At 68.1% G+C, this 21,039-nt stretch carries 21 protein-coding genes and 2 pseudogenes; 10 read left to right on the top strand and 13 right to left on the bottom strand.

Annotation, left to right across the window (positions count from 1 at the left end):
• Positions 1–43: 43 nt before the first annotated feature.
• From C5F75_RS29220 to gstA, 6 genes are all read right to left on the bottom strand, one after another.
• Entirely contained in the window at positions 44–412 is a 369-nt protein-coding gene (locus C5F75_RS29220) for a copper-binding protein (protein ID WP_059579708.1), read from the bottom strand.
• The gene (locus tag C5F75_RS29225) at positions 409–3,615 is read right to left on the bottom strand and encodes an efflux RND transporter permease subunit (RefSeq protein WP_104013139.1); all 3,207 of its coding nucleotides are present in this window, start codon (positions 3,613–3,615) and stop codon (positions 409–411) included. The genes C5F75_RS29220 and C5F75_RS29225 overlap by 4 nt, the downstream gene beginning before the upstream one ends.
• The gene (locus tag C5F75_RS29230; RefSeq protein ID WP_104013153.1) at positions 3,612–5,135 is read right to left on the bottom strand and encodes an efflux RND transporter periplasmic adaptor subunit; all 1,524 of its coding nucleotides are present in this window, start codon (positions 5,133–5,135) and stop codon (positions 3,612–3,614) included. Before C5F75_RS29230 ends, C5F75_RS29225 begins: the two co-directional genes overlap by 4 nt.
• An 11-nt stretch (positions 5,136–5,146) precedes the next feature.
• Positions 5,147–6,439, bottom strand: coding sequence for a TolC family protein (locus tag C5F75_RS29235; RefSeq protein WP_104013140.1), 1,293 nt, complete (start codon positions 6,437–6,439; stop codon positions 5,147–5,149).
• Between the two features lie 92 nt (positions 6,440–6,531).
• Entirely contained in the window at positions 6,532–6,918 is a 387-nt protein-coding gene (locus tag C5F75_RS29240) for a hypothetical protein (RefSeq protein WP_059579699.1), read from the bottom strand.
• Positions 6,919–7,005: 87 nt separating this feature from the next.
• Positions 7,006–7,662, bottom strand: a complete 657-nt coding sequence (gstA, locus tag C5F75_RS29245) for a glutathione transferase GstA (protein WP_104013141.1) — start codon at positions 7,660–7,662, stop codon at positions 7,006–7,008.
• A 44-nt stretch (positions 7,663–7,706) separates the two neighbouring features.
• On the opposite strand from gstA, the pseudogene C5F75_RS29250 reads away from it, so the two are divergent.
• From C5F75_RS29250 to C5F75_RS29265, 4 genes and pseudogenes are all read left to right on the top strand, one after another.
• A pseudogene (locus tag C5F75_RS29250) lies at positions 7,707–7,922 on the top strand (winged helix-turn-helix transcriptional regulator); the annotation flags it as partial.
• Between the two features lie 22 nt (positions 7,923–7,944).
• Complete coding sequence (locus C5F75_RS29255; RefSeq protein WP_104013142.1) at positions 7,945–8,313, top strand: hypothetical protein; 369 nt, start codon at positions 7,945–7,947, stop codon at positions 8,311–8,313.
• A gap of 40 nt (positions 8,314–8,353) precedes the next feature.
• Positions 8,354–9,217 carry an XAC2610-related protein gene (locus C5F75_RS29260; RefSeq protein WP_099317026.1) on the top strand — a complete coding sequence of 288 codons (864 nt, stop codon included), beginning with the start codon at positions 8,354–8,356 and terminating at the stop codon, positions 9,215–9,217.
• A gap of 503 nt (positions 9,218–9,720) precedes the next feature.
• Positions 9,721–10,605, top strand: a complete 885-nt coding sequence (locus C5F75_RS29265) for a helix-turn-helix transcriptional regulator (RefSeq protein WP_104013143.1) — start codon at positions 9,721–9,723, stop codon at positions 10,603–10,605.
• Between the two features lie 90 nt (positions 10,606–10,695).
• Here C5F75_RS29265 and tam read toward each other — a convergent pair whose 3' ends face one another.
• Entirely contained in the window at positions 10,696–11,481 is a 786-nt protein-coding gene (gene tam / locus C5F75_RS29270) for a trans-aconitate 2-methyltransferase (RefSeq protein WP_104013144.1), read from the bottom strand.
• 138 nt (positions 11,482–11,619) lie between these two features.
• Between tam and C5F75_RS29275 the strand changes: the two genes are divergently transcribed.
• Positions 11,620–12,516, top strand: coding sequence for a LysR family transcriptional regulator (locus C5F75_RS29275; RefSeq protein WP_104013145.1), 897 nt, complete (start codon positions 11,620–11,622; stop codon positions 12,514–12,516).
• A gap of 71 nt (positions 12,517–12,587) precedes the next feature.
• Here C5F75_RS29275 and C5F75_RS29280 read toward each other — a convergent pair whose 3' ends face one another.
• The 3 genes and pseudogenes from C5F75_RS29280 to C5F75_RS29290 form a co-directional block, all read right to left on the bottom strand.
• On the bottom strand, positions 12,588–13,022 hold the full coding sequence (locus tag C5F75_RS29280) for a GNAT family N-acetyltransferase (protein WP_104013146.1): 435 nt from the start codon (positions 13,020–13,022) through the stop codon (positions 12,588–12,590).
• Positions 13,023–13,130: 108 nt separating this feature from the next.
• Positions 13,131–13,334: a hypothetical protein gene (locus C5F75_RS29285; RefSeq protein ID WP_059579677.1), complete on the bottom strand. Its 204-nt coding sequence runs from the start codon at positions 13,332–13,334 to the stop codon at positions 13,131–13,133.
• Positions 13,335–13,368: 34 nt separating this feature from the next.
• Positions 13,369–14,257: pseudogene (locus C5F75_RS29290) on the bottom strand (DUF3422 family protein).
• A 161-nt stretch (positions 14,258–14,418) separates the two neighbouring features.
• On the opposite strand from C5F75_RS29290, the gene C5F75_RS29295 reads away from it, so the two are divergent.
• Positions 14,419–15,294: a LysR family transcriptional regulator gene (locus C5F75_RS29295; RefSeq protein WP_006485479.1), complete on the top strand. Its 876-nt coding sequence runs from the start codon at positions 14,419–14,421 to the stop codon at positions 15,292–15,294.
• Between the two features lie 27 nt (positions 15,295–15,321).
• Here the strand turns inward: C5F75_RS29295 and C5F75_RS29300 are convergent, their stop codons facing one another.
• Together C5F75_RS29300 and C5F75_RS29305 are read right to left on the bottom strand one after the other, a co-directional pair.
• Positions 15,322–15,894, bottom strand: coding sequence for a hypothetical protein (locus C5F75_RS29300; protein ID WP_059579673.1), 573 nt, complete (start codon positions 15,892–15,894; stop codon positions 15,322–15,324).
• A gap of 128 nt (positions 15,895–16,022) precedes the next feature.
• A complete protein-coding gene (locus C5F75_RS29305) occupies positions 16,023–16,373 on the bottom strand; it encodes a hypothetical protein (protein WP_099317020.1) in 351 nt (116 codons plus the stop codon).
• A 334-nt stretch (positions 16,374–16,707) separates the two neighbouring features.
• On the opposite strand from C5F75_RS29305, the gene C5F75_RS29310 reads away from it, so the two are divergent.
• The 4 genes from C5F75_RS29310 to C5F75_RS29325 all read left to right on the top strand — a co-directional run bounded on the left by C5F75_RS29310 (position 16,708) and on the right by C5F75_RS29325 (position 20,014).
• Positions 16,708–17,385 (top strand): hypothetical protein, encoded by a 678-nt coding sequence (locus C5F75_RS29310; RefSeq protein WP_258048615.1) that lies wholly within the window; start codon positions 16,708–16,710, stop codon positions 17,383–17,385.
• Positions 17,382–17,735 (top strand): hypothetical protein, encoded by a 354-nt coding sequence (locus C5F75_RS29315; RefSeq protein WP_089465323.1) that lies wholly within the window; start codon positions 17,382–17,384, stop codon positions 17,733–17,735. The genes C5F75_RS29310 and C5F75_RS29315 overlap by 4 nt, the downstream gene beginning before the upstream one ends.
• Before the next feature lie 336 nt (positions 17,736–18,071).
• The gene (blaOXA, locus tag C5F75_RS29320; RefSeq protein WP_099317018.1) at positions 18,072–18,878 is read left to right on the top strand and encodes an OXA-1043 family class D beta-lactamase; all 807 of its coding nucleotides are present in this window, start codon (positions 18,072–18,074) and stop codon (positions 18,876–18,878) included.
• Positions 18,875–20,014, top strand: coding sequence for an acyltransferase family protein (locus C5F75_RS29325; protein ID WP_104013147.1), 1,140 nt, complete (start codon positions 18,875–18,877; stop codon positions 20,012–20,014). The genes blaOXA and C5F75_RS29325 overlap by 4 nt, the downstream gene beginning before the upstream one ends.
• A gap of 173 nt (positions 20,015–20,187) precedes the next feature.
• Here the strand turns inward: C5F75_RS29325 and C5F75_RS29330 are convergent, their stop codons facing one another.
• Complete coding sequence (locus C5F75_RS29330) at positions 20,188–20,778, bottom strand: class I SAM-dependent methyltransferase (protein ID WP_059608813.1); 591 nt, start codon at positions 20,776–20,778, stop codon at positions 20,188–20,190.
• Positions 20,779–21,039 lie beyond the last annotated feature (261 nt).

The raw sequence follows: 21,039 nt of genomic DNA on the forward strand, positions 1-21,039 counted from the left end.
ATGGCGCCGGTCGCGGGCGGCGGCGCCATCCGCATCCGGACGCTCAGGAAGCCTTGACGAGCTTGACGATCGTCAACGTGCCGTCGACCTTCTCGATCCGCACCTTGACCTTGTCGCCCGCACGCGCGTGCGCGAGCATCGCCGCATCCTTAGCCTTGAACGCCATCGTCATCGGCGGCATCCCGACATTCTCCAGCGCGCCGTGCTTCAGCGTGATCTTGCCGCTCGCGGCATCGACCTTCTTCACTTCGGCGTCGGTCAGCGCGGCGTTCGAATCCGTCGCGCCGCCCGACGACATCTTCATGCCGGGCATGTCCATGCCCGACATGTCGCCGGCGGCGGACGCCGGTACCGCGAAAGCGGTCAGCGCGACGACAGCGGTTGCAGTGGCGATCAGTTGATTCATCTTCATCGTGATTCTCCGGTGGGAAGGGATGGCACGTTCGTGCCGGAAGGAACTGCATCGGAATGCCGCGCGCGGCCCGCGCTTCGCGCACGACGGCGCTGAAGCAGAAGCCACGCGGCGGGAATGACGAACATCGACAGCAGCGGCGCCGTGACCATGCCGCCGACCATCGGCGCGGCGATCCGCTGCATGACTTCGGAACCGGCGCCGTGGCCGATCATGATCGGCACGAGCCCGGCGAGCACGACGGCGACCGTCATCGCCTTCGGCCGCACGCGCAGCACCGCGCCTTCGCGGATCGCATCGAGCAGCAACGCATCGGTCGGCGGTTCGCCTGCGTCGAGCCGGCGCTGCAGCGCACCCTTCAGGTACAGCAGCATCACGACGCCGAATTCCGCGGCCACGCCCGCCAGCGCGATGAAACCCACCGACGTCGCGACGGACACCGCATGGCCGAGCGCCCACACGAGCCAGAACCCGCCGACCAGCGCGAACGGCACCGTCGACATCAGCAGCAGCGCGTCGGCCGCCGACTCGAACGTGACGAACAGCAGCACGAAGATCACGACGAGCGTGACGGGCACGACGGTGCGCAGCGTCGCCGCCGCGCGTTCGAGATACTCGAACTGCCCCGACCATGCGATCGAATAGCCGGGCGGCAACGCAACCTGCCGCGCGACGGTCTGCTGCATCGCGCGCACGGCCGTGCTGAGGTCGGTACCGCGGAGATCGACGTACACGTAGCCGGACAGCCGCGCGTTCTCGCTGCGGATCATCGGCGGCCCGTCGGCGATCGCGATACGCGCGACGTCGCCGAGGCGGATCTGCGCGCCGCGCGCGGTGACGATCGGCAACTGCCGCAGGTTCTCGAGCGAATCGCGGATCTCGCGCGGATAGCGGATGTTGATCGGGAAGCGCTCGCGTCCCGCGATCACTTCGCCGACGTCCTCGCCGCCGATCGCCGACGACACGACCGACTGGATATCGGCCACCGACAGCCCGTAACGCGCGGCGGCGAGCCGGTCGATGTCGACGTCGATGTAGCGGCCGCCGTTCAGCCGCTCCGCGAGCGCGGACGTCACGCCCGGCACGCGCTTCACGGCGGCCTCGACCTGCGTCGCGATCGCGTCGATCCCCGCGAGGTCCGGCCCGGAAATCTTCACGCCGACCGGCGTCTTGATCCCGGTGGACAGCATGTCGAGCCGGTTGCGGATCGGCGGCACCCACACGTTCGACAGGCCCGGCACCTTCACCGTCCGGTCGAGTTCGTCGATCAGCTTCTCCGGCGTCATGCCCGGCCGCCACGCGCTGCGCGGCTTGAAGCGGATCGTCGTCTCGAACATCTCGAGCGGCGCCGGGTCGGTCGCCGTATCGGCGCGGCCCGACTTGCCGAACACCGTGTCGACCTCGGGCACGGTCTTGATCAGCCGGTCGGTCTGCTGCAGCAGCTCGCTCGCCTTGTCGGCCGAGATGCCCGGCAGCGCGGTCGGCATGTACAGCAGATCGCCTTCGTCGAGCGGCGGCATGAATTCGCCGCCGAGGCGCGACAACGGCACGGCCGTCACCACGAGCGCGACGACCGCGACGCCGATCGCGGCCCACGGGCGCCGCAGCGTCGCGTCGAGCAGCGGCCGGTACAGGCGGATCAGCACGCGGTTGATCGGGTTCGCGTGCTCGGGCGGAATGCGGCCGCGCACCAGATAGCCCATCAGCACCGGCACCAGCGTCACCGACAGCCCCGCGGCGGCCGCGATCGTATAGGTCTTCGTGAACGCCAGCGGCGCGAACAGTTTGCCCTCCTGCCCTTCCAGCGAAAACACTGGAACGAACGACAGCGTGATGATCAGCAGCGAGAAGAACAGCGCGGGCCCCACCTCCGCGGCCGAGGCCGCGACGAGTTCCCAGCGGCGCGCGGCCGTGATCGGCTCGCCGGGATGCGCGCGGTCGTACGCTTCCAGATGCTTGTGCGCGTTCTCGATCATCACGATCGCCGCGTCGATCATCGCGCCGATCGCGATCGCGATCCCGCCGAGCGACATCAGGTTCGCGTTCACGCCCTGATAGCGCATCACGATGAACGCGGCCAATACGCCGAGCGGCAGCGACAGGATCGCGACCAGCGCGCTGCGCAGATGGAACAGGAACACCGCGCAGACGACGCCGACGATGACGAATTCCTCGACCAGCTTGTCCGTCAGGTTGTCGACCGCGCGCGCGATCAGTTGCGAACGATCGTAGGTCGTGACGATCTCGACGCCGGCCGGCAGCGAACGCTTGAGCTCGGCGAGCTTCGCCTTCACCGCGTCGATCGTCGTCAGCGCGTTCTTGCCCGAGCGCATCACGACGACGCCGCCCGTCACCTCGCCCTGCCCGTTCAGCTCCGCGATGCCGCGCCGCATCGCCGGGCCGACCTGGATGCGCGCGACGTCGCCGAGCAGGACCGGCGTGCCGGCGTCGTCGGTGCGCAGCACGACGCGACGGAAATCGTCGAGCGTGCGCAGGTAGCCGGACGACCGCACCATGTACTCCGACTCGGCCAGCTCGACGACCGAGCCGCCGGATGCCTGGTTGGCCTTGCCGAGCGCCTCCGCGACCGCCGCCTGCGTGATGCCGTACGCGCGCAGCCTGTCGGGATCGAGCACGACCTGGTACTGGCGCACCATGCCGCCGATGCTCGCGACTTCCGATACGTCCGGCACGGCCTTCAGCTCGAACTTCAGGAACCAGTCGTTGAGCGCGCGCAGCTGGCCGGGATCGTGACGGCCGGTGCGATCGACGAGCGCGTACTCGTAGACCCAGCCGACGCCGGTCGCATCCGGGCCGAGCGACACGGTCGCGCCGGCCGGCAGGCGGCTCTGCACCTGGCTCAGGTATTCGAGCACGCGCGAGCGCGCCCAGTACGGATCGGTGCGGTCGTCGAACAGCACGTAGACGAACGCGTCGCCGAACGACGAATACGCGCGCACGGTTTTCGCGCCCGGCACGCCGAGCAGCGTCGTCGTCAGCGGATAGGTCACCTGATCCTCGACGATCTGCGGCGCCTTGCCCGGATACGACGCCTTCACGATCACCTGGGTATCCGACAGGTCGGGCAATGCGTCGAGCGGCGTCTGTCGCAGCGAATGCACGCCCCATGCCGCGAGCAGCACGGTGGCCAGCAGCACCAGAAACCGGTGGTGGACGGACCAGTGAATGATGCGCGCGATCATCGCTCACCTCGCTGCGGCTCGACCTTCGTCAGCCGGTAGCCGTCGTCGGTCTGCGTGAACGCGAAACGCACGGTCTGGCCCGGCTTCACGTCGGAAAACGCGTGCGCCGACGGCTTGCCGAACGCCATCGTCATCTCGCCCCAGCCAAGCGCCGGCACCGGCTGATGCGAGAACGTGATGTCGTCGGCCGTGACTTTCTCCACCTTGCCGGTGGTTTCGTAGACCGGCGCGGTTGCCGGCACGGACGATGCGGCCGCGCTTGCCCCGGCCGCCCGCTCCAGCCGCGGCAACACGCTTTTCAGGCTGGCTTCCGAATCGATCAGGAACTGCCCCGACGCGACGACCGTGTCGCCCTCGTTCAGCCCGTCGAGCACTTCCGTGTCGCCGCCGACGTCGTTGCCGACCGTCACCGACACCGGCTGGAGCCGGCCGTCGCCGAGCTTCGCGATGACGATCGTGCGCCGGCCGGTCGCGATCACGGCCTCGGATGGCACGAGCAGGCGCGACACCGTCTCCTTCTCCGCGACCCGCACGCGCATCAGCATGCCGGGCGTGAGCTTCAGCGATGCGTTGTCGATCTCCACGCGCGCCTGCAGCGTGCGGCTGCCCGTGCTGATGCCGGGCAGCACTTCGCGGATGCGTCCGCTGAAATGCCGCGCCGGATCGCCCGCGAACGTCGCGTCGACCGACATCCCCGGCTGCACGTTCAGCGCGAGCGCCTCGGGCACCTCGACGATCAGCCACAGCGTCGACAAGCCGGCGATCTTCGCAAGCGTCTGGCCGGGCGCGACCATCGCGCCGTCGCGCACGTTCAGCTCGCTGACGACGCCGGCCTCCGGCGCACTCAGCACGACGTGCGTCTGCGCGCGGCCGGTGCGGTCGAGGGCCGCGATCATGCCGTCCGGAATCGACAGCGCCCGCATCCGCGCGCGCGCCGCGTCGAGCAGGCTGCCGTCCATCCCGCCGCGCTTCAGCGCGAGATATTCCTCCTGCGGCGCGAGCCAGTCGGGCACGAACAGCGATGCGACCGGCGCGCCCTTCGCGATGCGCTGCATCGGCGCGCGTGCATACAGATGGTCGATGTAGCCGGTCACGCGCGACTGCACGACCGCCGCGCGCGCTTCGTCGAACTGCGTGGCGCCCACCGCGTCGAAGCCGGCCGCCGTCTGCTGCCGGCGCACGGTCGCATAGCGAATGCCCAGGTTCTGCTGCAGGCCCGGATCGATCCGGACGCCCGGTGCGTCGCCGCCTTCGTCCGCATAGACGGGCTGCAACTGCATGTCCATGAACGGCGATTTGCCCGGTTTGTCGAAGTGCTGGTTCGGCACCATCGGGTCGTGCCAGTACAGGACCTTGCGCGCGGCCTGCGGCGCCGGCGCGCCCGACGGCGCGGCAGCGGGCACGGCGGACGCCGCCGCGCCGTTCATCGCATGGCGGACGCCGACGACATAGCCGGCGCCGACGAGTATCGCGCCGGCGGATGCGATCAGCGCCGCACGCATCAGTGATTGCCTTGTCATGAGCGTCTCCTTCACTGAGCGGCGGCCATCGCCGACGGCACGACCTGATATTCGAGCTGCGCCCAGGTCTGCGACACGTCGCGCCTGAGGTCGAGCACCTGCAACTGCGCTTCGAGTTGCGCACGCCGCGCGGCGAACGTGTCGGCGAGCGACCCCGTGCCGGCCCGGTACGCGGCCGTCGCGAGCTGCACGCGCTGATCGGCGGCCGGCAACAGCGCGGCGCTCAGGTTCGCGATACGTTCGCGGCCGCTCGCCAGCGTGTCGGATTGCGTGCGGATGTCGGCCTGTACCTGACGCAGCGTGTCCTCGTACATCAGGCGCGCCTTCGTCGCGAGCGCCGCCTTTTCGGCCACGTCGCGGTTCTGGCGATTCTTGCGATTGAGCGGCAGCGGGATCGAGACGCCCACCGACACCATGTTCGAATACGCGCCGCCGCGCTGCTGGTACGCGATTTCCCACGTCCAGTTGGGGCTGCGCTCGCTGTTCGCGACCGCGGCGTCGGCTTCGGCCACCGCGATATCGTCCGCGGCGGCGACGAGCGCCGGCTGCGACACGCGCAGCTCGTCCGGCGGTAATGCCGATACGACGGATTCGGGCGCGGGCGGCGTACCCGTCACGTCCGTCACGGGCGCCGCCGTCCAGCGGGCCAGCGCGACGAGCGCGGTGCGATACGTCTGCTGCGCCTTGAGCACCTGGTCCTGCGTCTGCGCGAGCATCGCGCGCGCCTGCACGACGTCACCCGCGCTCGCCTTCGCGCCGCGATACGACGCCTGCGTCGCGTCGAGTTCATGGTTCATGTGACCGAGCAACGCCTGCTGAAGCGCGAGCGCCTGCTTCGCGTAGACGGCATCGAGCCACGCGGCCGCGGTCTGCCGGCGCACGGCCGCCAGCTCCACGAGATAGCCCGCGCGCTCGCGGCCGACCTGTTGGTCGGCCAGCGCGGTACGCAGCCGCCGCTTGTCGCCGGACACCCATTCCTGCTCGATGCCGATGCGGCGCATCGTCATGAAGTCCTGGCCGACGGTGAGGCGCTGCCCGCCGTTGATCGGCAGGTTGTCGATGCCGGCCTTGAGCATCGGGTCCGGCAACTGGCCGGCCCTGACGGCCGCTTCGGCACGCGCGAGCACGGAAGCCTGGGCGGCCTGCATCGACGCGGAACGATCGGTGGCGGACTGCAGCGCGGCGTCCAGCGTGAGCGGCGACTGCTGCGCGTGAACCGCGCCCGCCATCAGCAGCGCGGCCCACGATACGGGCGCGCGCCGGCATGCACGCGGCATGCGCGGCGTGCGGAAAGCGAATGACATGGTGTAACCCCAAATCGGAACCCAAAGGGATTCCACGTCCTGCGCACAGGACGAAACCTCACCGCGTGCGCGGTGAACCGGTCAAATCGGGATCAGCTGATGCGTGGCGGGCGCCACAACCCGTTCGGGTCGCGAGCCGGGACGGACTGCGTGTAGTGGAAGACGATCGTGCTGGCGAAGGCAGCGGGACGGCTGACGTCGACGCGGGCGGCCGGGTGGTAGAGACTGCCGAACTGGCATTGGGCCGTTACCTTGCAGGCCATGCCCTTGGCTTTGGCCTTCGCGTGATCGGCGGAGGGCGGCTGCATCGAATCGCAGTTGCTCATGTCGGCGGACATGGCCATGTTCATGCCCGTATCCGCGTCCATCGACATCGTGTGCTGCATCGGACATTCACCGGTCAGGCCGCTGGCTGCCAGCCCAGTGATGGGCAGCACCGCGCACAGCAGCAGCAGGATGAAAGTCCGAAACAGTTTCATGGCGGCGATTATAGCGCGGCCCGTCGCGGCATGGCGCTGCGTCACTACGACGAAATGATGCGCATTCCCCGCAGTGGGCGCCGCGCGTCATCGCAGCAGGCCGTCCGCCGCCAGCACGGCCTGCACGGCCGGCCGCTCGCGCACCCGCTCGTACCACGCACGCAGATGCGCATGCCGGCTCAGGTCGATATCCGCGTTGTACACCGAACGCATCCAGTCGGCCTTGCCCCAGCCGGTCAGCGCGAACAGGTACGCATCCGCGACCGTGAACGTGTCGCCGGTGACGAACGTCCTGCCGTCGAGCTGGCGGTCGATCCACGCGAAGCGACCGTCGAGCTTCTGCCGCACGGGCTCGACGTACTTCCCCGCCTGCACCGCATACAGCAGCGGGATGAAACCCTTGTGGATCTCGGTGCCGAGAAAGTTCAGCCATTCCATCAGCCGGTAGCGCGCGAGCGTGCCGTAAGCGGGCGCAAGCGCGGCTTCCGGGCGCTGGTCCGCGAGATACTGCGCGATCACCGGCCCTTCGCGCAGCATCGTGCCGTCGTCGAGTTCGAGCAGCGGCACGTAGCCGAGTTCGGTCACGTCGTAGTAATTGCGGCCGTCCTCGACGACATGCTTGCGCGCGTCGACCTCGACGATCTCCGCGTCGAACCCGCCTTCGCGCAGCACGATGCAGATCGCCTGCGAACAGCTGCCGGGAGCGTGATAGAGCTTCGTGCGTTTCCTTCGTGGGTTGTCCATGTATCGATTCGCCGCGACGCGGGCGCTAATATCTCGCATCGGCACGGCGCCGGGAAGACGCGAGCCTCGTGCGGCGCACCGTCTATCCGGAAGTGCCGGTGCGCGTCGAGTACGATCTCACCGCGGACGGCGACCGGCTGCGGCCGGTGGTCGACGTGATGCGCGAACTCGGGCTGTGGCTGAAGGCACGCGACGCGCACGCCGACGCGACACCCAACGCCCCGGCCGCAATCGAGCCGACGGCGCATGCCCCCCGCTAACCCCACGCAGGAACCCACGTTCATGGAACTTCACGCTACCGTCGGCGCGGCCACGTCCGACCTCGACGACGACGAAAGCTTCGCCAACATCTACTGTCACGACGCGGAGCAGGACTATTGCTTCGCGCTGTCGCGCTTTCCGGACGACACGCTGATCGAAGTGATGGTGCGCGACCAGCTCAACCTGCGCGTCAAGGATCTGTCGGTGCGGCCGACCGACGACACGATCGACGTCGAGATCGAACCGGGCGTCGCCGCGCGTCTCGACGGCCACACGCGCTACGTGATCCATCTCGCGCCCGGTCAGTACGATCCGGTCACGCTGCGCGCCGCGTTGAATGAAATCTTCGTCGGCAAGGACGGCTATCGCGACGACAGCACGCGTGGTTGATCGGTCGCCTGCACGCTCTTCCTCGCCACGACAACCGCCCATGACACGATTTCCGCGATTCCACCCGCTTGCCCGTGTCGCCGCGCTGCTGTTCGCCACGTGTGCGTCGATCGCACCCGCCGCGCACGCCGCCCGGCCGCTGCTCGAGTTCAAGGTCGACGATGCCGTCACGGCACGCGTCGAGCGCACCGACGGCGCGCACGTCACGGTCCGCTTCCTGCCGAGCGGAACGACCCAGACGCTGGCCGTCACCGCCGCCGACGAGGAAGGCCGCTACCACCTCGCGACCGACGACTACAACTTCGACGGCCATCGCGATCTCGCGATGCGCGCGGTGCTCGGCATGGTCAACGAGAACTACGGCATCTACCTGTACGACCCCGCGCGCCAGCGGTTCGAACCGCTGAAGATGCCGGCGGGCAACGGGCCGCACGGCAATTGCGACGACCTGATCAACGTCCAAGCGAAGCCGAAAACGCGCACGCTGTACAGCTCGTGCCGCGGCGGCCCGATCTGGTACACCGATGCGTACCGCTTCGACGGCAACGGCAAGATGTATCTGTATCAAACCAGCGAAGCGATCCCCGACGATCTGCGCGATCTGCTCGACGGCGACTCGGGCCCGTCGTCGATGCTGCTCACCTACGACGAGCACGGCGGGCGCGTGTCGCGCCGCCCGCAGGATCATGATGGCGGCACGGTCACGTTCAAGGTGCGGCCGGCGCGCCTGCCGCTGCACGTCGCGATGGCCGACGCACCCACGCGCCGCTATGTCGTCGCGGGCGACACGGTGGAGGTGATCGACGCGAGCGACGATTTCCGGTGGTTGAAGGTGCGGTATCGCAATCCGCAAGCCGGCGCCGTGCAGGGCTGGGTCAGTGCGAAGGAGGCGATGGGAAACTGAGGCACGATGCAGTGCTCCCCCGCTGCCACATATCGTGGCGCTGAACATCCCATTAACGGGATGCCTGCCCAAATGTCACGCACGCCGCGCCACGGCTCCAACGTTCGCTCCAACGCCATTCGATCCGGCCGCCTCGTTCGCGCGCGCCGGCCGGCGCATAGAACACAGGAGACGACCGTGGCCCACCTGCATCGCCGCGATGGCGCTCGCGGGCAGCCATCGTACGGGCTGCTCGTCGGCGAGGTGGCACGCATCGACGCGTAGCCGCGCAAGAAAAAAGGTGGAGATGCAGTGACTCGTTTACACTGCCCCGGTATGCCCTCTTCGGGGTGACGCGCGACGTTTTACGGGGCGAACGGCAAGCGCTAGAATCCAGCCGCGTCAAGGGCGTGCTCCCGCGGATGACGGGCGGGCGGTCGGCCCCGCCGAGGGCCGGCCCGACACCTGTTTTTTTCGTATCAGGGGAACGCGGGTCATGGGCGGAACAGGCCCTTCGGAACCGCATGCTGCTCAACGTGAATTCCTTCCACCGCGACAACGACCGCTTCAACGTATCGTTCAAGGCATTGGGCGAGCTGATCGAGACGGTCGGCACGCCGCACTTCGTGCCGCGCCTCATGCAACTGCTGAACGATATCGTGCCGCTCGACGTCGCACACGTCGAACGCTCGCGCGTCGACGCGACGATGCCGACCGGCTACCGTTGCGAATGGATCGGCAGCAGCGGCATCGGCGCCGCGTCCACCGAAATCTCCGACGTGATGACGCTCTACTACGAGCGCTTTCTCGACAGCGACCCGCTGTTCGCGGGGCTGCGCGGCAAGACGGGCACGATGCTCGTCGTGCGCGACATCGCGGCGATCCCGCCTGGCGAGTTCCGCCAGCGCCTGTTCGACGACGTGCATATCGGGCATGAATGCGTGCTCGCACGCGGCACGCGCTATTCGCAGCATTCGATCGCGCTGGAGCGCGGCCGCGACCGCCCGCCGTTCACGCTCGCCGAGATGAACCGCTTCCGCAGCATCAGCGACATGCTGTTCCCGCTGCTCGAACTGCATGCGTCGACCACCGCCGCGCGGCGCATCGCGCACGCGACGCCCGACGTCCATCCGCTCGCGCAATTCGATGCGCGGCTCGCGGCCGACGGCGTGAAGCTGTCGAAGCGCGAATACGAAACCTGCAAGCACCTGCTCTCCGGCAAAACCGTGCCGGAAACCGCCGGGATTCTCGGCGTGCGGGTCGCGTCGGCCGAGTCTTACGTGAAGCGTGCTTTCGCGAAGCTCGGCGTACGCACGAAGCGCGAACTCGCCGCGTGGGGTTCGGTCACCGCCGCGCGCCCCGCCGCCGAAGCGCGCGACGGCGGCGCACCGCCGGCCATCTTGCGCTGACCTGCGCCACCGCGTCGGCGTACCGGCATCGGTGGAGGCGGTGCGCTGACGCACGGCCATCGGTCTAATCGATGCCGCGTCGTTGCCACGTTACTTGCGCGTCGCCACGATGAACAGGCGCGGAAACGGCAGCAGCACCGTGCCGTCGCCTTGCGCCGGATAACCGTCCGGCCCGGCCAGCGCGTCGCGATAGCGCGCGAGAAACGCGCGCTGTTCGGACGCGTCGAGCGCCGCAAGGAACGGCCGCAGCGCGCTGCCCTTGAACCATTCGACGACCGCATCCGCGCCGCCGCGCAGCGGGTGGTAATAGGTCGTGCGCCACACGTCCACGCGCGAGCACAGCGGCGCGAGTAGCGCATGGTAATAACGCGCATCGAACCGCTCGGTGCGCGCCGCGCCTTTCAGCTTGTCGGCCCACGGCCCGGCCGCCGCGACTTCGCGCATCAGCCGGTGCGCGGGTTCGTCGAGATTGTCGGGCATCTGCACCGCGAGGTGGCCGCCTCGCGCGAGCCGGCCGACGAGCATCGGGAACAGCGCGTCGTGCGCGGGCACCCATTGCAGCACCGCGTTCGACAGGATCAGGTCATAGCCGCCCGGATCGTCCCAGGTGGAAACATCGGCCACGTCGAAACGCAGCGCCGGCAGGCGCTTGCGCGCGGCCGCGATCATGTCCGCCGACGCATCGATCCCGTGGATCGTCGCGTCCGGCGCGCGCGCGATCAGCGCTTCCGTCGAATTGCCGGGCCCACAGCCGATATCAATCGCCGTATGGATCGGTGTGTTCGGCACGGCGGCCAGCAGGTCGCGCACCGGCCGTGTCCGTTCGTCCTCGAACTGCACGTACTGATTCGCGTATTGATCGAGCGGGGTCGTCACGATAGATCTCCTTGTCGGCATGAGCGGCCGCCGCGCATCCGCGCGGGGGAAGCGGCTGGCCATCGGTCCAGCGCATTCTGCGACTGCCGCCGGCCTTCAGTAAAATGAATTTAATATCGTGATTGATTCAAAATTCTGATGAAAATCGATACGCTCGGTGTCCAGGCTTTCGTCGCGATTGCCGACGGCGGCAGCTTCAGGCAGGCAGCCGATACGCTCCATGTCACGCAAACGGCGATCACGCAGCGGCTGCGCAAGCTCGAGGCGTATCTCGGCGTCGCGCTGGTCGAACGCACGACGCGCCGCACCACGCTGACCGAGATCGGCCGGCGTTTCCTGCCGCAGGCGCGCCGGCTGCTGAACGAGCTCTCCGACGCGCTGACCGAAATCCGCGAGACGGGCCTGAGCCAGCGCGGCGACGTCACGATCGCGTGCGTGCCGACGGTCGGCGTGCAGTACCTGCCGCGCATCCTGCGCGCGTTTTCCGGGCACCGTCCGCACGATCGCGTGAAGATTCTCGATCACGCGTCGGCGTCGGTGCTGCAGGCCGTGCTGCGGCGCGAGGCGGAATTCGGCATCGGCATCGCCGGCGACCAGCACCCGGAACTCGTCAGCGTGCCGCTCACGCATGACCCTTACGTACTCGTGTGCCGCGACGATCACCCGCTCGCGAAGCGGCGGCGCATCCGCTGGGCGACGCTGCAGCCGCATCCGCTGATCTTCGCCGGCGAAGTGAGCGGCAATCGCGGGCTGCTCGAAGGCGCGCTGAAAACGAGCGGCGTGTCGCTGCATTCGTTCTACGAGGTGCAGCGTAGTTCGACGGCGCTCGGGCTCGTCGCGGAAGGGCTCGGCGCGGCCGTCGTGCCGAAGCTCGCGATCCAGAAGAATGCGTATCCGATGGTCCGCACGATCGAGCTCATCGAGCCGTCGGTGTCGCGCACGCTCGTGCTCGTCATGCGCCGGAACGCACAACTGTCACCCGCGGCACGCGCGCTGTACGACATGATCGTCGAGCGGGCGGCGCCCGGGCGATGATCCGTGAGCGATGCGGGGCAACCGGTGTGTCATGGGATGTCGGGAAGCGGCCCGTTGCCGCTCCTTCACGCTCAGAGCACTTTGACCATGAACACGCGCGCCGCGCCTTCCGGCTCGCACGGCACTTCGCCGAACGTCTCGTAACCGTGCTTCCGGTAGAAGTCCGGTGCCTGGAACGAGATCGTGTACAGCACCGCACGCGCGCACCCGCGTCGCTTCGCTTCCGCTTCGGCCTCGCGTAGCAGCCGGCTGCCGAAGCCGCCGCCGCGCAGCGATTCGGGCAGATAGAACAGGTCGATGAAGAACAGGCCCAGCGACGTCCGGCCGGTGAGGCCGCCCAATACCTCGCCGGTCGCGGGATCGGTCACGTAGACGTCGAGCGCGGCTGTATCGGCACACCCCGTCATCGCGTGGTTGAATTCGCCGAGCTTGCGGCTGATGAAGTCTCGGGCGGCCGGCTGCTCGGTGTCGGTCAGTTGAAGGGTAACGTCGGGATGGGCTGTCATGGAAGCGAACGCGTACGTGAATAGGCCGCCGGCTGCGCAGCACACGCGGCGGATATCGCACGACTATAGCGCGTCAGGTCACAACGATCGCGGCGAACGAAACGCGCGTCAGTTGTACCCGAGAATCGCCACCGCCGCGACCTCCGGCCGGTCGAGCGTATTCCCGACGAGCGACGTCATCGGTTCCTGCAGCACGGCCTGATACGACGTCACGCGCATTTCTTCCGGCATACCCGCGTCATCCGCGGCCGGCTCGTCGAACGCGGCATCGAAACCGCTATAGAACGCCGCTTGCTTCTGCGAAAAAGTCATCTCCACTCCTTTGCCTTGATAGGTCGTTGATGTTTTAGCTGGCCCGCTTCAACGCCGCCGCATGCACGGGCGCACCGTCATGCGCCGCCTCCGAACGCGCAAGCTGCGCACGCGTGCGTCGCGTGATGTGGATCACCGCGAACACGACCGGCGCGATCAGCAGCCCTTCCGCCAGTTCGGGATCGACCGGCAGGTTCATCACGTGCAGCGCCTTGAACGCCGCCGTCGCGAGCCATTCGCTGCATCAGCGCGTGCAGCGCCGCGTGGATCTCGTCGAGCTCGCGACTCATCCGGCGCGCGACGGGCAACGCGAGCAGCGCCATCATCCGGTAGGTTTCGATTTCGTACAGGCGCTGCAGCAGGCGGCCGCCCTGCTCCTCGCGGAAATCCTCGTCGACGACGAGAAAGCGCATGAAGCCGTCGTCGCGTACGTGCCAGTCGCAGAACACCTTGCCGCCGCCGAGCACGTGGCTACCGACGAGCGCGGGCCCGTCGATCCAGCGCCGCAGGTCGCCGCACACACGCTGCGCGGCATCGCCCGACAGCAGTTCCATCCGCACCGCGACGAAGCGGATGCCGGCCAGCCGCGCGAACCACGCAGCCGGAATGCCGGTGATCGCGAGATCGTCGAAATAACCGGTGTCGCGACGCGGCGCGACGAACGTGAAGGTCGAGAATTCGGTGTGACGCTCCCACTTCAGGTGCCAGCCGCACGGCGACTGCACCGCGTAGTGCGTCGCGCCTTCATGCGGCGCGTCGATGCCCGTGTCGCGGCACAGCGCGTGCAGCAGCGTTTCGTGGATGTCGGGCTGGCCGTCCGCATAGATCGCGTAATGCGTGAGCGATACGGCTTCGGCGAGCCGCAGGAACGGCCGCGCATGCAATTCCGCGGCCAGTGCGGCGCGCAACGGATGGTCCATCATCGATTCACCACGCTTCCCTGTTCGGTCCCGCACGCCGGATCGTCCGGCCCGAGTGCCGCGCCTCGTCGGGCGAAGCGCCAGCGTGATCGCACTATGGCAGACACACAGCAACAATAAAAACGCATAATGCTGATCGTTACGTTCAGTTTTCCTGATACCCCATGAAGATGCTCGATCACGACGTGCTGGCCACCGTCGTCGCCGTCGCGGAAACCGGCAACATGACCCGCGCGGCCGAGGCCGTGAACCGCTCGCAGTCGGCCGTGAGCATGCAGATCAAGAGCCTGGAAGACGCGATCGGCCGGCCGCTGTTCGTGCGCAAGCCGCGCAGCATCGTGCTGACGCGCGAAGGCGAGGTGCTGCTGGGATTCGCCAGACGCATGCTGGCGCTGCGTGACGAGGCATGGGCGGCCGTGGTGCGGCCGGAAGTGACCGGCAAGGTCGTGATCGGCGTGCCGGACGACTATGCGTCGTCGCTGCTGCCATCGGTGCTGAAGAAATTCTCCGCGACCTACCCGAAGGTCGAGATTCAGGTGATGGGGCTGCCGAGCAGCGCGCTCGCGCCGCTGATCAAGGAGGGCACCGTCGATCTCGTGTGCGGGACGCGCATCAAGGGGCTGTCGGGCGATTTCATCCGCCACGAGCCGATGGCGTGGGCCGCGATGACGAACGGGCCGCGCGTGTGGGAGGAGCGGCCGCTGCCGATCGCGGTGTTCATGCCGGGCAGCGTCGCGCGCGAGAACGCCATCCGCAGCCTCGAACGCGCGAAAGTGCCGTACCGCACGTCGTATGAAAGCCCGAGCCTGCTCGGGCTGCTCAGCATGGTCGAAGCCGGCCTCGCGGTCGCGCCGCTCGCCCGCTGCGCGATCCCCGCGCAACTGTCGATGCTCGGCCGCTCGCACGGGCTGCCCGACCTGCCGCCGCTCGAGCTGATCCTCGCGCGCAGCACCAAGTCGAAACGGCCGCCGTGCGACTTCCTCGCGGAACAATTGATGGAAGACCTGCAACGGCAGACCGGGCAGACCGGCGACGCGTGAGCCCGCCGGCGCTCGCTCGCCGCGGGCTCACCCGTGGCCCGTCGCGCCATGTCCGGCCGCGCGCAACGCCGCGTTGACGATGCCGGCCACCGTGTCCACGAGCGCTTCGAGCGTGTCGCCGTGCACGTGCCGCCCTGCCGGCGGAACATGCTCGCCGCGCCGGCCGCCCCACTGCGAGCCGGCCGTGACCGACAGCGTCGCGCTGAACCGCTGGCCGTGTCGCCGGCCGAAGATGCCGATGCGCCGCTCGGCCACATAAGCCTGTTCGGGAAGAAACAACCGGATCTCGACCGCGACTTGATCGGGGTCGGCCGCATTCGCATCCCCGTCCGCATCGAACGCCGGTGCGAGTGACTTGACGATGCGGAACGTCACGTGGGAATCCCACGCGGCGAGCGGCCCGCCGGCCGCATCGACGCGCTCGGCGTCGACCGACCACTGATGGCGATCGGGCACGCGAATCGCCTGGCGCAGCAGCACGTCCGCCGCGCGAACCGTCACCATCAATTGCCGGGCAAGCTGCCTGCCCGACGGCAACGCCGCGGCGTGCGCGCGGCGGGCGGCCGGGCGCGCGATACGCACTTCTTCCGTAAGGTACATGGGCCCTCCCTGTTCAGGGGTAGCGCCGCGTTCGACGCAGCGCACAAACGGCCGCCGTTGCCAGCCGGCGGACAGCACGCCGGCCGGCGAATCGGCGGCGGATTAACCGAGCAATCGGCGTTCCCGGCTCAGCGGGCGGCGGGCGGAATGCGCAAGCGGCGCGCGACCGGCCCGATCACCGCGTCGACTTGCTGCGCGATCAGCGTGTGCAGCGTGAAATCCAGGTCTTCCGGTGCGATGTCGACATGCACGTGGATCACGTTGCACACGGCGCGCGCGCTGACGACATACACACCGAGCGGGGAGTGCAGCAACCCGGCGAGCCGGGCGTGCGCGGCCTCGGCGGAGTCGGCCGTCAGCGTGACGGGCAGTTGCAGGCGCGGGCGCGGCGGCGGAAACGGTGCGACGTCGTCGGGTGCGCCGGCGCGTAACCGTCGGCTGGCGACATCGAGCGCGGGAAAGGGATGAATGAAGGTCATGGCGCGGACGGAAGCCGTCCCGGCTGTTCGACACGTCCCCAGCTTAGAAGCGACCGTATAAAAGCCGTGCAAAAAAACGGGGCGGTCGTGCAAAAAACGGCATGCCGCGCGACGGACGGATCCTGCTGTTTTACGAGCCGAGCTGCCGCGTGGCGCTGCCGACGTTCGACAGGGGCAAGGCGGATACGACGGGCAATCGAGTCGACATCCGATCGGCCGTTTGGCGGACTCGGCCCGCCGGGGGCGCGGCGATATGCTGGGCGCTTTCCACTCGTCGCCCGCAGCCATGACCGTTCAGCGTGTCGATCTCAGTCACGTCCTCCCATACGAGACGATGTACTTCGACGATCGGCTCACGGTCGATCGAAACGATCTGGATATCTCCGCGTGCCTCGGCGTGGACGGCGACGTGCCGGACGAACTGCTGGTTTCGCTGTGTGGTGCGCCTGCCGGGTCGGACGTTCAGGTGTATCTCGATAGCACGAATCGACTGACGTTCTCCGTGACGCATCCAGGACTCATCCGATCCGAGAACCGCGTATCCGTGCTTCAAACCCACGAAGCGTCCATACTGGAACTTGGGATCATCGATCTCGTCGATAACGCTGTCGTCGGGCTCGGCGCGGCGATGCTGTGGCGAATCGTCAGGGCATGTGATAGGTTGAAGATCGCGCGGATCAGCGCATTCGCAATAGGCGGCCGCAAAGCACCACCCGAACCCGGCGGGCCTCGGCTCTGCGGATATTACGCGTGGCCGCGGTTTGGTTTCGATGCGCCCATTCCCGGCACGCATGGCGACGAGGCTGCACTGTTCCAGTACTTCCAGGGATATCCGGTCGGCTTGGCCGACGGATCGCTTCGGTCTCTGCATGCGCTTTACGCGACGCGATCCGGACGAGACTTCTGGCGGGCGGCCGGATCGCATCGCGTGATGACATTCAACGTTGCGCCTCATGGCGCGTCAGTACTGGCACTGCAACGATACCTGATCGAAAAAGGGATATACGGATGACTCGGAAACACCGTCCAATTGCCGGCTTTCGGATCGTGAAGCCCACGGCCGGACGCGGTCGCGCGCCGAACACCCATCTTCCCATTCGCTTCTCGCAGTTCAAGCAGTTCATCGACGCGCTCATCACGCACGAACGTCATGACGGACACTCGCAGGCGTCAAATACGGCTACCGTCGCGCCCGATACACTGCCGGCCCTCCACTCGCCCGCGCCACCGCAACGAAAAGTCTTCGACGTGGGGCCGATCGACCGATCGAAGAGCACGCTGAGCGTCATCTCGATAGCCGACGCCGAAGCGCGTTGCCGCCGCGAAACGCTCCTGCACTTCGGGTTGGATCCGGACCTGTAACGCGTCGCAAGCCCGGGCCGCCGCCTCCCCTGCCACCACGCGATAACCGCACCGGTCTGCGCGAGGTGTCTTTGTCCGCCCGCAGGCACAGGACGGCCGCGAGCCTTTCATCGGCGTGACAATGCGTGTGATCGACACGAGCCGCTGGGCCCGGCGAGCGTCGCCATGCGCGCCCCGTCAACCATGACAGGTCGACAGCCGGCGATCCGCCGATACACTGTGAGCCACGCCGACGGCCTCGATCGCGCTAACCCATGCCGACCGTCGGCTTCCATTGCGCACGGCCCTCCCGCTTCCCGCCCGCGCACCTTCCGCACGCTTTCCAAGGAGTTGCACTTGAAGCCCTGGCGCCATGCGCTGTTCGCCTTCGCCGGCCTCGCGGCCGCCGCGCCGTCTCACGCCCATCCGGTTTGCACCGTCGTCGCCGACGCCGACACCGGCACGGTGCTCGTGCAGCAGGGCGACTGCACGACCCGCGTGACGCCTGCATCGACGTTCAAGGTCGCAATCAGCCTGATGGGCTTCGACGCCGGCGTGCTGAAGGACGAGCACACGCCCACGCTCGACTTCCACACCGGCTACCCCGACTGGGGCGGTGCGCCGTGGCGCGAGCCGACCGACCCGGCACGCTGGATGAAGCTGTCGATCTTCTGGTATTCGCAGCAGGTCGCGCAGGCGCTCGGGCAGGCACGCTTCCAGCAGTACACGAGCGCGTTCGGCTACGGCAACGCCGACGTCACCAGCAACGACGGCGAACGCCCCGGCGTGATGGGCGCGTGGGTCAATTCGTCGCTACGCATTTCGCCGCTCGAACAAGTCGCGTTCATGCGCGGGATCGCGCGACGGACGCTGCCCGTCAGCGCGCACGCGTACGACATGACCGCACGCATCACGCTGATCGACACGCAGCCGGGCGGCTGGACGGTGCACGGCAAGACCGGCACCGGCTCGCCGGGTATCAAGTACGACGCCGCGCACGCATACGGCTGGTTTGTCGGCTGGGCGACGAAGGGCGCGCGCACGCTGGTGTTCGCGAACCTGATCCAGGACGACGAGCGGCAGACGCCGAATGCCGGCCTGCGCTCGCGCGACACGTTCCTCGCGGCGCTGCCGACGCTTGCCGAACCGGCCCGGCCGCAATGAGCACCGCCCCCCGCAACGCCCGCATCGACCTGCTGCGCGGCGTCTCGATCCTGCTCGTCCTGCTGCATCACTTCAACATCGCGTATTCGCTGCGCGACACCGCGCTCGCGCGCGTGCTCGGCTGGGACACGATCCATGCGATCGTGCGCAACGGTAACTACGGCGTGACGATGTTCTTCACGATCTCGGGCTACCTGATCACGTCGAACGCGCGCCGCCGCTGGGGCAGCCTCGGCGCGCTCGACGTGCGCGCGTTCTACGTGTCACGGGTCGCCCGGATCGTCCCATGCCTGCTTCTGCTGCTCGCGCTCGTCAACGGTCTCGCAGCGGCCGGCGTGCCGATCTTCACGAACCATGCGCCGCAGGGCATCGCCGTGTCGTACTGGCTCGTGAATCTGGCGTCGCTCACGTTCTGGATGAACGTGCTGATCGGCGCGTACGGATGGGTCAACTACGCGCTCGGCGTGCTGTGGTCGCTGTCGGTCGAAGAGGTGTTCTATCTGTCGTTCCCGCTGCTGTGCATCGCGCTGCGCCGCGACACGCGGTTGTTCGCGTTCTGGCTGCTGATTGCCGCGATCGGTCCCGTGTACCGCTACACGCACCAGGGTGACGAAGGCGGCTTCCTCTATGCGTACTTCGCATGCTTCGACGGCATCGCGATCGGCTGCTGCACCGCGCTGCTGGCCGCACGCGCGCGATGGCGGTCGCTTGCGGCCGCGTCCGTGCAATGGCTCGCCGCCGCATTGATGACCGCGCTCTATCTCGCGTGGCCGATCGCCGAAAGCCATGTGTTCGGCGTGTCCGCGATGGCGCTCGGCACGGCCATACTGCTGATCGGCGCGCATGCGGAATGCGGCGCCGCTCGCGGTCGCACGCTCGCGCCGCTGCGCTGGAGCGGCCGGCTCAGCTATGAGCTGTATCTGTTGCACCTGATCGTGCTCGGCGCGCTGCGCACGTTCTGGCCGCCGTCTGCCACGCACGGCAACGGCAAGCTGGCGCTGCTCGTCACCTATCTGGCGCTGTCGGCCGGCGTGAGCGCGGTCATCGCACGCGGCTACGCGACGCCGCTCGATCGCTTCATCAAGCGGGTCGCGTCGCGGCCCGGGGTGCAGGTAACGGACAGCGCGCGTGTCTAGCGCGTGACCGTATCGCCGGTATCGCCGACACGACACCGGCGACCTGATCGCAAGCATTGCTCACGACGCGTCGACCCATCCAGCGGCAAGAATCGGACATGACGGCACGATGGATGGAATCTGGAAGAGTCGGTATGGCCGCTGCTAGGATGCGGCAGCGCGCCGCGGCCAGCTCAGCCGGCGTATTCGGCGGCGGCGCAGCGCACGGTGACGATACGCGCCGGCGGCAGATTGGCCCAGACGATCCGGCTGTCGCACGCGACGAATCCCGGATCGCCGAGCGGATGACGGCCGGGCGGGCGCAGATCGTATGTGAACTGAATCATCACGCCGTCGGCCGACAGCGCGCGTTGACATTGACCGAGGATCGCCGCCACGTCCTCACGCGGCAGCGTGCGCAGCGGCAGGCACGACACGATCGCGTCGACCGTGGCGCCCGGCGGCAGCAGCCGCTCGAGCTGCCGCGCGTCGCCCGACACGATCGAGATGCCGGGAAAGCGACGCCGCAGATGCTGCACGAACGCCGGCGAGCGTTCGACCACGACGAGGCGCCGCGGCGCGACGCCGCGTTCGAGCAGCGCCGCGGTGATCGCGCCAGTGCCGCCGCCGAGCTCGACGACCAGCCCGTCGCCGCCCGGCACCGCGTCGGCCATCTCGCGCGCCAGATGCCGCGAACTCGGGCACAACGCACCGACCGAGGCCGGCCGGCCGACCCACTCGCGCACGAACAGTGCCGAGACACGCCACGCGTTCGGCCACGTCATAGGCGCGCCTCCAGCGCTTGTGCGGTGAGCCGCGGCGTGCCGACGACTGCGCGGAACAGGGTTACGGCGACACGGACAAGGTTCATGCGTATCCTCCTCGGCGAATCTGTCCGCCGCAGGACGCGCGACGATCAATCGATTCTAGGAAACGCAAACTTAAGGCGACGTGAAGATTGACCCTGATTCGCCTGACCAATTCGTGCCTGGCCACCCGCCCGTTCCACGGTCGGCGATCGACGCGCCGCGGCAAGCGCGCGGCGC

It is taken from the genome of Burkholderia anthinoferrum (genome assembly GCF_002925705.1).
Classification (GTDB): Bacteria; Pseudomonadota; Gammaproteobacteria; order Burkholderiales; family Burkholderiaceae; genus Burkholderia; species Burkholderia semiarida.